A 14167-nucleotide genomic window follows, 5' to 3' on the forward strand; every position below is an offset into this window, starting at 1 on the left:
GTGAGAGCTTCTTGCGAAACAACTCTCGGCCGGGCTTATCCTGGCCGTGCAGGTGAAAGGTGTGTTTGCCGAGGTCGATACCGACCAATGCTAAATCGCTCATGGTGATGGTCTCCGAAAATAAAACACCCTGCGAAAGCGTAGCCCTCGCAAGGTGTCGGGGTGACCATCTCATTAACCCGCCGAAGCGGGTTTTTATCTAGCACAATCAGCTACTTAGAACTGATCAGCGTCGAGTAGGTACAGGCTTTCGCTACCGGCCTTAACCGAAGCACTCAACGAGTGAATACGCGGCAGGATACGTGCGAAATAGAAGCGCGCAGTGCCCAGCTTGCTGGCGTAGAAGTCATCTTCACCCTGCTTGTTCAAAGCAGTGCGCGCCATCAACGCCCACATGTAAGCGTATGCGGTGTAGCCAAATGCATGCAGGTACTCAACCGAAGCTGCTCCGATCTCATTCGGATTGACTTTGGCCCGTTCCAGCAAGTCGGCAGTCATTTGCTCAAGGATGCTGATTGCACCTTTAAGCGGCTCGACGAACTCGGCCAGTGAGGCGTCAGCTGAATCGGTAAAGGCTTTGATCTCGTCAGCGAAGTGCTTGTAGAAAGCACCGCCGCTGCCAATCACCTTGCGGCCTACCAAGTCGAGCGCCTGAATACCGTTGGTGCCTTCGTAGATCTGGGTGATGCGGCAGTCGCGAACCAGTTGCTCTTGGCCCCACTCACGAATGAAGCCGTGACCACCAAAAATCTGCTGGCCATGGATAGTGGTCTCCAAGCCTATGTCAGTGAGGAAGGCTTTAGCCACTGGCGTCAGCAACGCAACCAGTTCTTCTGCACGCTTGCGCGTAGCAGGCTCTTCACTGAACTTGGCAGTGTCGAGTTGCATGGCCACGTAACTGGAGAACGCACGACCGCCTTCATTCAGCGATTTCATGGTCAGCAGCATGCGACGCACATCCGGGTGCACGATGATCGGGTCAGCGGCTTTATCGGTCGCAACCGGGCCAGTCGGTGCGCGGCTCTGAATACGCTCGCGAGCATATTCAATGGCGCTTTGATAAGAGCGCTCGCCCGTTGACAAACCCTGAATGCCTACACCCAGGCGCTCGTAGTTCATCATGGTGAACATAGCCGCCAAACCACGGTTCGGCGCATCAATGATGTAACCGGTCGCACCGTCAAAATTCATGACGCAAGTAGCGGAGCCCTTGATCCCCATCTTGTGCTCGATCGAGCCACAAGAGAGGCTGTTGGCCTCGCCCAGCGAACCGTCTGGATTAACCATGAACTTCGGCACGAGAAACAGCGAGATGCCTTTTGGACCAGCAGGCGCATCAGGCAACTTGGCCAGCACCAGATGGATAATGTTCTCGGTCAGGTCGTGCTCACCACCGGTGATGAAAATCTTGGTGCCGCTGACTTTGTAGCTGCCGTCCGCCTGGGGCTCAGCCTTGGTGCGAATGATGCCCAGGTCAGTACCGGCATGTGGCTCGGTCAAACACATGGAACCCGCCCAAGTACCTGCATACATATTTGGCAGGTACTTCTCTTTGAGTTCTTCGCTGGCGTGAGCGTTGATCGACAAGCAAGCGCCTGCGGTGAGCATTGGATACAGGCCAAACGACAAGTTGGCCGAGTTGACCATTTCTTCAACCTGCGCCGAGATCACTTTCGGCATGCCCATGCCGCCGAACATGGCATCGCCACCTACACCGACCCAGCCGCCTTCAGCGTAGGCCTTATAAGCCTGCGGGAAGCCATCCGGGGTTTTCACCGCGCCGTTGGTCCATGTGCAGCCCTCTTCGTCGCCACTGCGATTAAGCGGGGCAATAATACCGGCAGTAACTTTGCCAGCTTCTTCAAGAATTGCGTTGGCGGTTTCTTCATCAACCACTTCAGCCAAAGCCGGCAACTCAGCCCACAGCTTGGATACTTCAAATACTTCGTTAAGCACAAAACGCATATCGCGCAGGGGGGCTTTGTAGTCCGCCATGGATCATTCCTCAAAACTTGAATACAGATTCGTAACAGACTTTCGAGTGTACCCGAACAACTTTGGCGACACATAGGGTCGAGTTATGACCATACATCCACAAAAAGTGTGTAGCGCATTGAAATGAAAAGGCCCTCCATTTGGAGGGCCTTGAGCGACTAGACCATTGGTCAGAACGCCAGGCTTTCGGCGCTCATATTCATCATGCAATCGCTGCCTGCCTGCGCGGCGGCGAGGTGACTGGCAGTGCGCGGCAACAGACGTTTGAAGTAGAACTCGCAGGTGGCGAGCTTAGCCTGATAGAACTCAGCATCGTCACTGCCGGCAGCGAGTTTTTCAGAGGCGACGACAGCCATGCGCAACCACAGATACGCCAAAATCACATAGCCCGAGAACATCAGGTAATCCACCGAAGCCGCACCGACCTCATCAGGATTCTTCATCGCAGCCAAGCCGATCTGTTGGGTCAACTCACCCCATTGTTTGTTCAGTCCAGCCAACTGGCTGACGTAGGAATTGAACTCAGGGTTATTTGCTTGGGACTCGCAGAATTTATGCACCACCTTGGTAAAGCCGCGCAGCAGCTTGCCTTGGCTACCCAAGACTTTACGCCCGAGCAGATCCAGCGCTTGAATGCCGTTAGTCCCTTCATAGATGGGCGCAATACGACAATCACGCACCAATTGCTCCATACCCCACTCACGAATGAAACCGTGGCCACCGAATATCTGCATGCCATGGTTAGTAACCTCCAGACCGGTCTCAGTCATAAAGGCTTTGCAGATTGGCGTCAGGAAGGCCAATAGGTTTTCAGCTTCTTCCCGGGCCTCTGCGCTGTCACTACGGTGCGCCTGATCGAGCAGTTGCGCACAGAAATAAGCCAATGCCCGATTGCCTTGGTTAAAGGCCTTCATGGTCAATAACATACGCCGCACATCAGGATGAACGATGATGGGGTCGGCTGCTTTTTCAGGGGCCTTGGGCCCGGTCAGCGAACGCATCTGCAGACGATCATTGGCGTATTTGATTGCCCCCTGAAAACTCGCTTCACCCAAGCAAAGGCCCTGCATGCCTGTGCCCAAGCGCGCATGGTTCATCATGGTGAACATGCAGTTAAGGCCTTTGTTCTGCTCGCCGATCAAAAAGCCCCGGGCGTTATCAAAATTGATCACGCAGGTGGCCGAAGCCTTAATGCCCATCTTGTGCTCAATTGAGCCGCACGACACACCGTTGCGCTCACCCGCCTCCCCCGTGTCTGGGTCAGGGAGGAACTTGGGTACGATAAACAGTGAAATACCTTTGGTACCTGCCGGCGCATCCGGTAGCTTGGCCAGCACCAGGTGAACAATGTTCTCACTCATGTCGTGCTCACCAGCAGAGATGAAAATCTTGCTGCCAGTTAATGAGTAACTGCCGTCAGCTTGCGGCACCGCACGGGTTTTGATGATGCCCAGGTCAGTACCGCAATGTGCTTCGGTCAGGCACATGGTGCCGGTCCATGCGCCCTCGGTAAGTTTGGTCAGGTAAGCCTGCTTTTGTTCTTCACTGCCGTGGGCATGAATGGCAGACATAGCGCCATGAGTCAGCCCAGGATACATACCCCACGACGTGTTACTGGCACCAATCATTTCGCTGATCATCAGCCCCAAAGAGTGTGGCAAGCCCTGTCCGCCGTACGCGGGGTCTGCCGCCAGACCATTCCAACCGCCTTCAACATAGAGCGCAAAGGCTTCTTTAAAGCCTTCTGGGGTGGTCACGACCCCATTGTCGAACTGACATTCTTGCTCATCCCCCGAGCGGTTGATCGGCGCCAACACCTGTTCGCAAAATTTCGCGCCTTCTTCAAGAATCGCGCTGACCATATCCGGCGAGGCATCGGTCGCGCCAAATGCTGCGTAGCTCCCATGGAAATCAAAAACTTCATCGACCAAAAAACGCATGTCGCGCATTGGCGCTTTGTATTCAGGCATGTTCGCTCTCCATCAGCAGGCGCGCAGGGCGCGTAATAATTAATTCACGCTACTGCGACATGCTTCTCTGAGCAATCAACCTCACCTCGATGAATGCGCTGCCATAAATTAGCCTGTCAAAAGCGCATGGCCCAAAACAAAACACCCCGCGCTAGCTTGGCTAACGCGGGGTGTTTGGGGAGCATCTCCGCCCTAAGGCGGTGTCAGGCAGCCTTAGAGCTGAGGGCCCGCATTGCGGATTGCATCGGACACTTCAAACTTGGTGAAGTTGTCGACGAACAGCTTAGCCAAGCCTTTCGCGGCTTCATCGTAAGCGCTTTGATCAGCCCAGGTGTTACGTGGGTTGAGCAAGTTGGTTTCGACGCCTGGTACAGATTTCGGCACGCTCAGGTTGATGATTGGCAAATGCTCGGTTTCGGTGCCGATCAGCGCGCCACTTTGAATGGCGGCAATAACACCACGGGTTGTCGGGATGTTGAAACGCTTGCCAACGCCGTAGCCGCCGCCAGTCCAACCGGTGTTAACCAGGTAAACCTTGGAGCCGAAACCCTGAATGCGCTTGATCAGCAGCTCAGCGTACTCGCCGGCTGGACGCGGGAAGAACGGCGCGCCGAAGCAGGTTGAGAAGGTCGACTTGATGCCGCCGCCGGAGCCCATTTCAGTCGAACCGACCAGCGCGGTGTAACCCGACAGGAAGTGGTAAGCCGCTTGTTCTTCGTTAAGGATCGACACCGGCGGCAATACACCCGTCAGGTCGCACGTCAGGAAGATCACAGCATTTGGCTCGCCACCGAGGTTCTTCTCGGAACGTTTCTCGATCAGTTCCAGCGGGTAGGCAGCACGGCTGTTCTGCGTCAGGCTGTCATCGGCGTAGTCAGGGGTACGGTTTTCGTCGAGTACGACGTTTTCCAGTACGGCGCCAAACTGAATGGCTTTCCAGATGACCGGCTCGTTCTTCTCCGACAGGTCGATGCACTTGGCATAGCAACCGCCTTCGATGTTGAACACAACGCCTTTGCCCCAGCCGTGTTCGTCGTCACCAATCAGGTAACGGCTTTCGTCTGCCGACAAGGTGGTTTTACCAGTGCCAGACAAACCAAAGAACAAGGTTACATCGCCTTCTTCACCGATGTTTGCCGCGCAGTGCATAGGCAGCACATCAGCTTCTGGCAGCAGGAAGTTCTGCACCGAGAACATGGCTTTCTTCATTTCACCGGCGTAACGCATACCAGCAATCAGTACTTTCTTAGCCGCGAAATTGATGATCACGCAGCCATCAGAGTTAGTGCCATCACGCTCTGGCACGCACTCGAAGTTAGCGACGTTAAGCACTTGCCACTCATCGCGACCGGCTGGGTTGTACTGTTCAGTGTTGATGAACAGGCAACGACCAAACAGGTTCTGCCAAGCAGTCTGGGTAGTCATCTTAACGGCCAGGTAGTGGGCATCAGCCGAACCTACGTGAACGTGCGAGACGAAACTGTCTTGAGCATCAGAGAAGGCTTGTACGCGATCCCACAACGCGTCGAACTTATCCGCCGGGAATGGGCGGTTGATGGCGCCCCAGGCGATTTTCGACTCAGTGGTTGGCTCCTGAACGATATAACGATCAGCAGGCGAACGGCCGGTACGGTGACCCGTGCGGACCACAAGTGAACCGTTATCGGCTAATTCGCCTTCACTGCGACGCAGAGCCTCTTCAACCAGTTGGGCGGCGCTGATGTCGGTGTACACGGCGTTATTGGCTTGCGTCATGTGAGTCCCCGTCGGCCGGCTGGCCGATTCCTTCGTGCGTTTTGTAGTAGGGCATACACACTACTACATAGAAAAAAGTGCGCCGGATTATGCCAGAAAAGAAACTGTAATGTGCAGCCTCTGATCAGACCATGCCAGCGCTTTATTAGCGCATCCGCCCTAGTGGCGGGTGTTTGATGGCGACTGACTTCCGCCACCGGCAAACAGTTGAGCAACATCTGCTGCGTCAAATGAATAACGCTGATTGCAGAATTGACAGTCAATCACCACACTGCCGTTGTGCTCATCAAGCAACTGAACGGCGTCTTCCTGGCCTAAACTGACCAGCGCATTGGCTGAGCGTTCACGGGAGCAGCTGCAACGGAACTGCAAGGCGCGCGGCTCAAACACGCGCAAAGGCTCTTCGTGATACAGGCGATGCAACACGGTTTCATTGTCCAGGCCCAGTAGTTCTTCGGTCTTGAGGGTATTGGCCAATGTCGAGATGTGCTGCCAACTGGCTTCACGGCCTTCGGCATCCTTGATCCGGTCCGCCGGCAATTGTTGCAACAGCAGGCCGCGAGCGCGCTGACCATCGGCACTGAGCCAGAAACGGGTCGGCAACTGCTCAGACGTCGCAAAGTAGTTCGAAAAGCAATCGGCAAGGGTATCGCCTTCCAGGCCGACGATGCCTTGATAACGCTGGCCTTTGGTTGGATCGATCGTCATCGCCAGCATACCTTCAGGCATCAACTCACGCAGTCCGGCATCGGCCGTTATCTGGGCTTCATCGTAGCGGGCAATACCCCGCAACTCGCCAGCGCTGGAGCATTCAACCATCAATAACGGCACAGCGCCTGAAGAACGCGCCTGCAGAATAAGCAAGCCGTCGAACTTCAAGGTGCCAATTAGCAGCGATGCAGCAGCCAGCAGCTCACCCAGCAGCTGAGCGACAGGCTGCGGGTACGGGTGCTTGGCCAATACGTGGCTGTAGGTGTCAGTCAGGCTGACCATTTCACCGCGTATATCGGTGTCGTCGAACAAAAAACGTTGGGTAGAATCTGACATGCCTAATTCACAAAAAGTGACCGGGCCGTGGATTTTAGGCGCAAATCGCCAGCCGACCAAGGGCCTCTTATCTATCGATGCCGATAAAAAAGACTATTCATCATCACGAACCGATATCTTTTGGCGCTTCAATCGTCCTGATTGTCACGAAACTGATGAATCTGACGACGCTGTTTTTTGCTCGGCCGACCGTCAGTCTGCATGCCTAAAGCACCCGCTTTACGTTGTGCAGCAGCGTTTTCACGGCGCTCAATGCTCTCTGGGGTTTCGCTATACAGCGTTTGCGCTTCAGGCGCGCCGCGACGCACGACCGACAAGGCATGAACTACAATTGTGCGTTCATCAAAGCCGCTGCGGATAACCAATTCATCGCCAATTTTAGGCTCTTTGGACGGTTTGCAACGCTCTCCGCGGTGATGAACTTTGCCACCTTCGATGGCTGCTTTTGCCAGTGCCCGGGTCTTAAAGAACCGCGCGGCCCAGAGCCATTTGTCCAAACGGACTTTATCGTCATCTTTATCGTTCATTATTTACTCAAAACAGCCTTAACTTGTGAATATTGCCTGATGCAGTTGTCACACAGCACTACTAGAATGCCGGGAATTATTGCGGGCGTACCCTATTGAAGACATTTGACCAATTAAACGTGATCGGTTTGCGTGAATGGATCAACCTCCCTGACCTGGGAATGATCGGTATTCGCGCGAAAATCGATACAGGAGCCAGCACCTCATGCCTGCACGCCTCGGATATTCAACCTTTCGAGCGTAACGGTGAAGAATGGGTTCGGTTCACCGCACATATTGGTACGCTGATCCAGAGCCGGCATCGCTGTGAAGCGCCACTGGTGACAGTGAAAAAGATTAAAAGCTCTAATGGTCAGGCGCAAAACCGCTATGTCATTCGTACCAATCTTTCACTCGGTGACCGGGTGTGGCCAATAGAATTCACCCTCGCTTGCCGCAAAACCATGCGTTACCGCGTACTCCTTGGCTCCAAAGCGCTGATTGCAGGCCAGTTAGTGGTTAACCCGGCGCAAACCTACGTACAAGACAAACCTTCGCTTAACGACCTCTCGGGTGTTCAATGAAAATTGCTGTGTTGTCGCGCAATCCGCGACTTTATTCAACCCGTCGCATGGTCGAGGCCGGTCAGCAGCGAGGCCACGAAATGGTGGTCATCGACACCCTGCGGGCCTATATGAACATCGCCAGCCATAAGCCGCAGATCCACTACCGTGGCGCACCACTCGAAGGTTTTGATGCGGTTATCCCGCGGATCGGTGCTTCGGTGACCTTTTACGGCTGCGCGGTGCTGCGCCAGTTCGAAATGATGGGCGTGGTCCCCCTGAATGAATCGGTAGCGATTGCCCGCTCACGGGACAAACTGCGCTCACTGCAGTTACTTTCACGCCGCGGCATTGGCCTGCCCGTCACCGGTTTTGCCCACTCGCCAGATGACATCCCCGACTTGATCCAGATGGTCAACGGCGCGCCGCTGGTGATTAAAGTACTGGAAGGCACCCAAGGCATCGGCGTGGTGCTGTGCGAAACAGAGAAAGCTGCAGAGTCAGTGATTGAGGCGTTTATGAGCCTCAAGCAAGACATCATGGTCCAGGAGTACATCAAAGAAGCAGGCGGTGCAGATATCCGCTGCTTTGTGGTCGGTGACAAGGTGATTGCCGCAATGAAGCGTCAGGCCAAGCCAGGAGAGTTCCGCTCCAACCTTCATCGCGGCGGCTCTGCCAGCTTAATTAAAATCACCCCTGAGGAGCGCATGACCGCGATTCGCGCTGCAAAAGTCATGGGTCTTAGCGTTGCTGGCGTGGATATTCTGCGTTCGAATCACGGCCCGCTGGTGATGGAAGTCAATTCATCACCAGGGCTTGAAGGGATTGAGTCAACCACCGGCAAGGATGTTGCCGGCATCATTATCCAATACCTGGAAAAGAACAGCAGCCCGCGCCTGACCCGCACCAAAGGCAAAGGCTGATAGCGGGCGGACAAACATCGCGTTGTCACGCCCTTAGTCGGGTGGGCAACGCGCTTCTCCCCCAGCCTCTGCCTTGGACAAGAGCTTCAGACAACCCAAAGCATCCAGCGCTTTTTAAGCCGCATCCCGAGGCAACAACAACCCCAACGGCAGACAAACCCGCGCCTCAAGCCCACCGCCCGTGCGGTTGCGCAACTCAACACTGCCGCCGTGCAACGCAGCAATACGCTTGACGATTGCCAGGCCCAGTCCTGCGCCCTGACCGCCGCGCGCACGGTCACCACGAATAAACGGGTTGGTGATGCTGTTGAGTTCGGCAGGGTCAATACCGACGCCACGATCAAGCACACTCAAGACCACGTATGGGGCACTCGTGTCCCCCGACATCGACACCTCAACCTCGGCAGTATCGCCACCGTATCGCAGGGCGTTTTCGATCAAGTTAGTCAGCAACCGCTTGATCGAAATGCGCCGCAATGGAAATACCGGCACAGGCTTAAGGTTCAATACAACCCGCTCCTGATGCTGGTTATAAGGCGTCACCACTTCACGCACCAGCCCCAGCAGGTCAAGCGCTTCAACAGGCTCATCACGACCGTCACGGATAAAGGCGAGGAACTGGTCGAGAATGGCATCCATGTCTTCAATGTCGCGGACCATATCGTCGGTCAGCTCAGAGTCATTCTGCAGAAACTCCAGTGACAGACGCAGCCGCGTCAAGGGTGTGCGCAGGTCATGGGAGACCCCGGCGAGCATCAATTCGCGCTCGCGGGCAGCTTGCTCGACATCTTCGGCCATCTGATTGAAGGCGCGGTACACCTCCATCATCTCATTGGGTGTATCACTGACCGGCAAGCGCACGCTGCGCCCTTTACCCAACTGACGCGCCGCAAAGACCAAGCCTTTGAGCGGCGCACTGAGTTGACGGACGAAAATCCATGCGGCAGCGGTAGATAGCAGGCCAATACCCAAGAACCAACCCAACACGCTCCAGATTTGCTGACTGCGCAATGGGTGCGGATACAATGGCACGCGAATCCAACCTTCGCCCAGTGTTGGCGCATGCACCCATAAAGCAGGGGGGCTTTTCGCACGCACCCGCACTTCGGTTTCAGGGCCGAGCTCTGATTGCATTTGCCGCTGGAATATCTCGCTGTAAGGCCAATGTTGCTCACTGGCTGGCACCACTGTACGCGGCACTTGCTTGAGGTCGGCGGCCTGGGCAATGCGATCACGATCCTCTGGGTCTGCAGCCCAATAAGCGCGCAGAGTAAGCGCCGCACCGTGACTGTATTGGCGATCGACCAACATATCCTCGTTCATCAGCAGATAAACCAGGGTCAAGGCTTTGGAAAACAGTACGACGATCAACACCAGCCACAAGGTGCGCGCGAAGAAACTTTGTGGGAACCACAGCGGTGCTTTCATCAGTCACTTTTAAGCTAGGTGAAAAACAACCGGGCGCCGAAGCGCCCAGCCTTTATACCGATTCAGCCCCGGTTAGGACTTATTGCCGTCCGGCACAAACACATAACCGACGCCCCAGACCGTCTGGATGTAACGTGGTTTGGAGGGGTCAGGTTCGATCAGGCGGCGCAAGCGTGAAATCTGTACGTCAATCGAGCGCTCCAGCGCATCCCATTCACGGCCACGCGCCAGATTCATCAGCTTGTCGCGGGTCAATGGCTCACGGGCGTGCTGGACCAGCGCTTTGAGCACTGCAAATTCACCGGTGGTCAGCATGTGGACTTCATCGCCCTTTTTCAGCTCACGGGTTGCCAGAGACAACTCATAATCGCCAAAGGTGACGCTCGCCTCTTCGCTTCCCGGTGCACCTGGAACAACTGGGGCCTGGCGACGCAATACGGCTTTAACCCGGGCAAGCAATTCGCGCGGGTTAAAGGGTTTAGCCAGATAATCATCAGCGCCTAGCTCCAAGCCTTGAATACGGCTGGCTTCGTCACCTTTGGCGGTGAGCATGATGATTGGCATTTGATTGTTTGACTCGCGCAAACGGCGGCATGCAGAAAGACCGTCTTCGCCTGGCAACATCAGGTCAAGCACCAGCAAGCTAAATAGCTCACGGGCCAGGACCCGGTCCATTTGTTCGACATTTTCAACCGCGCGCACGCGATAGCCTTGCTCTTCAAAGAAGCGCTCAAGCAAGCGTCGAAGACGTGCGTCGTCATCGACAATCAGAATTTTTTCGCCTTCAACCACAGGTGCAGTGCCGCTCATGTATAACTCCTAGACTGAGAACCTGACCCAGCTATGTATACCCCATATAATAACGAGCAGAGGCGTTATTTACAGTTGTCACAATCGCTGAATAGTCTCCAATACAAGCATTATGGCGCATGTGCCATGCCCTCTGCTGAGAGCCATTGTTAGCAGATTTTTCCCCGAACGGTCTCAGCTCACCGCTTTACGGTGTTTATAATGCGCCGCTTTAGTGTCTAGCCCGCAAGGTGCATTTGAAAAAATCAGGCCGCAAACCCGGCCAGTAGAGCGATATTTTCAGTAGCCCGATTAATTGCGCGGCTGGTTTTTCGATCCAGTGTGGGTAGTTTTTTATATATGGATAGCATCAACAACCGCATCGCCGAAGAACTGGGCGTACGCCCACAACAGGTTGCCGCCGCCGTGGCGCTGCTCGATGAAGGCTCGACCGTCCCCTTCATCGCCCGCTACCGTAAAGAGCTCACTGGCAGTCTAGATGACACTCAGCTGCGCAACCTGGAAGAGCGCCTGCGCTACCTGCGCGAGCTGGATGATCGCCGCGCCAGCATCCTTGCCAGTATCGAAGAACAAGGCAAATTAACCCCGGAGTTGCAGCGCGAAATTAACCTCGCCGACAGCAAAACCCGTCTCGAAGACTTATACCTGCCGTACAAGCAAAAACGCCGCACCAAGGGCCAGATCGCCTTGGAAGCCGGCATTGGCGAGCTGGCTGACGCGCTGTTCAACGACCCGAGCCTGACTCCCGAGACTGAAGCGGCACGCTTTATTGATGCAGAAAAAGGCTTCGCCGACAGCAAGGCTGTGCTCGAAGGGGCTAAATATATTCTTATGGAGCGCTTCGCCGAAGACGCTGCCTTACTTACCCGCTTGCGCAGTTTCATGAGTGACAACGCCATCATCAGTGCCCGCCTCGTTGCAGGAAAAGAAACTGAAGGGGCAAAATTCCGCGATTACTTTGAGCACGATGAAAAGCTCAAAGGCATGCCTTCACACCGCGCGCTGGCGATTTTCCGTGGCCGCAACGAGGGCATTCTCAGCTCCAGCCTGAAAGTAGGCGACGAGTTACCGGGGACCATGCACCCATGCGAAGGCATGATTGGCGAACGTTTTGGCATCAGCAACCAAGGCCGCCCGGCTGACAAATGGCTGGGCGAAGTGGTGCGCTGGACCTGGAAGGTCAAGCTCTATACCCACCTTGAAACCGACCTGCTGGGCGACCTGCGCGAGAGCGCTGAAAACGAGGCGATATCGGTATTCGCACGCAACCTTAACGACCTGCTGCTCGCCGCTCCGGCGGGTCCACGGGCAACACTTGGCCTCGACCCGGGCTTGCGTACCGGCTGCAAAATCGCTGTTGTCGATGCCACGGGCAAGCTGCTCGACAGCGCCACGGTTTATCCACACGCGCCGAAAAATCAGTGGGACCAAACTATCTCAGTGCTGGCAGCGATGTGCGCCAAGCACTCAGTTGACCTGATTGCCATTGGCAATGGCACCGCAAGCCGTGAAAGCGACAAGCTGGCCATTGAGCTGATCAAAAAATACCCGGCACTCAAAGCCACCAAGGTGATGGTTTCCGAAGCAGGCGCATCTGTCTACTCGGCATCTGAATTGGCGGCCAAGGAATTCCCGGATCTAGACGTGACCATTCGTGGCGCGGTGTCCATTGCCCGTCGCCTGCAAGACCCGCTGGCTGAGCTGGTGAAAATCGACCCGAAATCCATCGGTGTTGGCCAATACCAGCACGATGTCTCCCAGTTGAAACTTGCACGTGGCCTGGACGCCGTGGTTGAAGACTGTGTGAACGCAGTCGGTGTTGATGTAAACACAGCATCCAGCGCCCTTCTCGCTCGCATCTCCGGCCTCAACAGCACCTTGGCACAGAATATTGTTGCCCACCGTGATGCCAATGGCGCTTTCAAATCCCGTGACGAGCTGAAAAAAGTGCCGCGCCTGGGTGATAAAACCTTCGAGCAAGCCGCAGGCTTTTTGCGCATCATGAATGGTGAAAACCCGCTGGACGCCTCTGCCGTTCACCCGGAAACCTACCCATTGGTACAGCGCATCGCCAAAGACACCAGCCGCGATATTCGCTCGTTGATTGGTGATAGCAGCTTCCTCAAACGCCTTGATCCCAAGCAGTACACCGACGAAACCTTTGGTTTGCTGACCATTGGCGACATCCTCCAAGAGCTTGAAAAACCGGGTCGCGACCCACGCCCTGAATTTAAAACTGCTGAGTTTCAGGAAGGCGTCGAAACCCTCAAAGACTTGCAGTTGGGGATGATTCTTGAAGGCGTAGTCACCAACGTGACCAACTTCGGTGCCTTCGTCGATATCGGCGTGCATCAAGATGGCTTGGTGCACATCTCTGCGCTATCCGAGAAGTTCATCAAGGACCCTCATGAAGCCGTCAAAGCGGGCGAAGTGGTTAAGGTCAAAGTCATGGAAGTCGACATCCCACGCAATCGTATTGCCCTGAGCATGCGCATGAGCGATACCCCTGGCGAGAAGGTCGAAGGCCCGCGCAACAATGGCGGCAACCGAGGCAATAGCGCACGCAGCAATACCCCGACCCCACGCCCAGAAAACAAACCAGCACCCGTCAACAATGCCATGGCATCGCTGTTCGCCAACGCCAAACAGTTGAAGAAGAAATGACCGACCTACCGGAGGAGTTCACCTCTAGCGCATTCAGCCAACTGCTTGGCATAGAACCGCTAAGCGTGGCTGATGGTGAGGCCCGGGTGCGCCTGAACCTCACCGACCCACTGCGTAACAGGCACAAAAAACTGCATGGCGGCGCACTGTTTTCACTGGTCGACATTGCCATGGGGCTGGCGTGTTCCAGCGCCCACGGCTTTGATCAGGGCAGCGTAACGCTTGAGTGCAAGATCAATTACATCCGCGCAATCGACGAAGGCTCGGTGATTTGCGTCGCCAAGGTGGTGCACGCTGGCCGCCGGACTTTAGTGGTGGAAGCCGAGGCCCATCAAGGCGACAAACTCGTCGCTAAGGCGCAAGGTACCTTCGCTCGCGTGTAAAGCCTGTGGGCTATGCTGTTATATAAACAACCTGGCTGATGCTTGCCGCAGTGACGCTTCTTTGCCTCACTGCGCGAGCAACCTGCAGTTTGATTTAACGCGCTGCTGTGGCCAGGAAAATTG

The 14167-nt window shown here is 55.3% G+C and carries 11 protein-coding genes and 1 pseudogene; 4 read left to right on the forward strand and 8 right to left on the reverse strand.

The genetic code is table 11. The features are described from left to right. The 6 genes and pseudogenes from ACIGCM_RS14245 to ACIGCM_RS14270 all read right to left on the reverse strand — a co-directional run. Positions 1-103: pseudogene (locus ACIGCM_RS14245) on the reverse strand (IS110 family transposase); the annotation flags it as partial. A 113-nt stretch (positions 104-216) separates the two neighbouring features. Beyond that, positions 217-1995 carry an acyl-CoA dehydrogenase C-terminal domain-containing protein gene (locus tag ACIGCM_RS14250; RefSeq protein ID WP_397502744.1) on the reverse strand — a complete coding sequence of 593 codons (1779 nt, stop codon included), beginning with the start codon at positions 1993-1995 and terminating at the stop codon, positions 217-219. A gap of 170 nt (positions 1996-2165) precedes the next feature. After that, complete coding sequence (locus tag ACIGCM_RS14255; protein WP_397502745.1) at positions 2166-3965, reverse strand: acyl-CoA dehydrogenase C-terminal domain-containing protein; 1800 nt, start codon at positions 3963-3965, stop codon at positions 2166-2168. Between the two features lie 213 nt (positions 3966-4178). Continuing rightward, positions 4179-5720: a phosphoenolpyruvate carboxykinase gene (locus ACIGCM_RS14260; protein WP_397502746.1), complete on the reverse strand. Its 1542-nt coding sequence runs from the start codon at positions 5718-5720 to the stop codon at positions 4179-4181. Positions 5721-5879: 159 nt separating this feature from the next. Continuing rightward, complete coding sequence (gene hslO / locus ACIGCM_RS14265) at positions 5880-6767, reverse strand: Hsp33 family molecular chaperone HslO (protein ID WP_397502747.1); 888 nt, start codon at positions 6765-6767, stop codon at positions 5880-5882. A 128-nt stretch (positions 6768-6895) separates the two neighbouring features. Next, a complete protein-coding gene (locus tag ACIGCM_RS14270) occupies positions 6896-7294 on the reverse strand; it encodes an RNA-binding S4 domain-containing protein (protein ID WP_397502748.1) in 399 nt (132 codons plus the stop codon). Between the two features lie 161 nt (positions 7295-7455). Here ACIGCM_RS14270 and ACIGCM_RS14275 point away from each other — a divergent pair, with 161 nt between their 5' ends. Both ACIGCM_RS14275 and rimK read left to right on the forward strand, forming a co-directional pair. After that, positions 7456-7857, forward strand: a complete 402-nt coding sequence (locus ACIGCM_RS14275) for an ATP-dependent zinc protease (RefSeq protein ID WP_397503307.1) — start codon at positions 7456-7458, stop codon at positions 7855-7857. After that, positions 7854-8759 (forward strand): 30S ribosomal protein S6--L-glutamate ligase, encoded by a 906-nt coding sequence (gene rimK / locus ACIGCM_RS14280; protein ID WP_397502749.1) that lies wholly within the window; start codon positions 7854-7856, stop codon positions 8757-8759. Before ACIGCM_RS14275 ends, rimK begins: the two co-directional genes overlap by 4 nt. A 114-nt stretch (positions 8760-8873) precedes the next feature. On the opposite strand, the gene ACIGCM_RS14285 is transcribed toward rimK, so the two are convergent. Together ACIGCM_RS14285 and ompR are read right to left on the reverse strand one after the other, a co-directional pair. Continuing rightward, positions 8874-10187 carry an ATP-binding protein gene (locus ACIGCM_RS14285; protein WP_397502750.1) on the reverse strand — a complete coding sequence of 438 codons (1314 nt, stop codon included), beginning with the start codon at positions 10185-10187 and terminating at the stop codon, positions 8874-8876. 72 nt (positions 10188-10259) lie between these two features. Further along, positions 10260-10997: a two-component system response regulator OmpR gene (ompR, locus tag ACIGCM_RS14290; protein ID WP_339489500.1), complete on the reverse strand. Its 738-nt coding sequence runs from the start codon at positions 10995-10997 to the stop codon at positions 10260-10262. A 339-nt stretch (positions 10998-11336) separates the two neighbouring features. On the opposite strand from ompR, the gene ACIGCM_RS14295 reads away from it, so the two are divergent. Both ACIGCM_RS14295 and ACIGCM_RS14300 read left to right on the forward strand, forming a co-directional pair. Beyond that, positions 11337-13661, forward strand: a complete 2325-nt coding sequence (locus ACIGCM_RS14295) for a Tex family protein (protein WP_397502751.1) — start codon at positions 11337-11339, stop codon at positions 13659-13661. Beyond that, positions 13658-14044: a PaaI family thioesterase gene (locus tag ACIGCM_RS14300; RefSeq protein WP_397502752.1), complete on the forward strand. Its 387-nt coding sequence runs from the start codon at positions 13658-13660 to the stop codon at positions 14042-14044. The genes ACIGCM_RS14295 and ACIGCM_RS14300 overlap by 4 nt, the downstream gene beginning before the upstream one ends. Positions 14045-14167 lie beyond the last annotated feature (123 nt).

Source organism: Pseudomonas sp. NPDC078700, from assembly GCF_044542375.1.
GTDB lineage: Bacteria > Pseudomonadota > Gammaproteobacteria > Pseudomonadales > Pseudomonadaceae > Aquipseudomonas.

Excerpts from the sequence above, each read along its gene's own strand:
- ACIGCM_RS14260 (WP_397502746.1), bottom strand. The coding sequence starts at position 5,720 with ATGACGCAAGCCAATAACGCCGTGTACACCGACATCAGCGCCGCCCAA.
- hslO (WP_397502747.1), bottom strand. The coding sequence starts at position 6,767 with ATGTCAGATTCTACCCAACGTTTTTTGTTCGACGACACCGATATACGC.
- ACIGCM_RS14250 (WP_397502744.1), bottom strand. The coding sequence starts at position 1,995 with ATGGCGGACTACAAAGCCCCCCTGCGCGATATGCGTTTTGTGCTTAAC.
- ACIGCM_RS14270 (WP_397502748.1), bottom strand. The coding sequence starts at position 7,294 with ATGAACGATAAAGATGACGATAAAGTCCGTTTGGACAAATGGCTCTGG.
- ACIGCM_RS14285 (WP_397502750.1), bottom strand. The coding sequence starts at position 10,187 with ATGAAAGCACCGCTGTGGTTCCCACAAAGTTTCTTCGCGCGCACCTTG.
- rimK (WP_397502749.1), top strand. The coding sequence starts at position 7,854 with ATGAAAATTGCTGTGTTGTCGCGCAATCCGCGACTTTATTCAACCCGT.
- ACIGCM_RS14255 (WP_397502745.1), bottom strand. The coding sequence starts at position 3,965 with ATGCCTGAATACAAAGCGCCAATGCGCGACATGCGTTTTTTGGTCGAT.
- ACIGCM_RS14295 (WP_397502751.1), top strand. The coding sequence starts at position 11,337 with ATGGATAGCATCAACAACCGCATCGCCGAAGAACTGGGCGTACGCCCA.
- ompR (WP_339489500.1), bottom strand. The coding sequence starts at position 10,997 with ATGAGCGGCACTGCACCTGTGGTTGAAGGCGAAAAAATTCTGATTGTC.
- ACIGCM_RS14275 (WP_397503307.1), top strand. The coding sequence starts at position 7,456 with ATGATCGGTATTCGCGCGAAAATCGATACAGGAGCCAGCACCTCATGC.
- ACIGCM_RS14300 (WP_397502752.1), top strand. The coding sequence starts at position 13,658 with ATGACCGACCTACCGGAGGAGTTCACCTCTAGCGCATTCAGCCAACTG.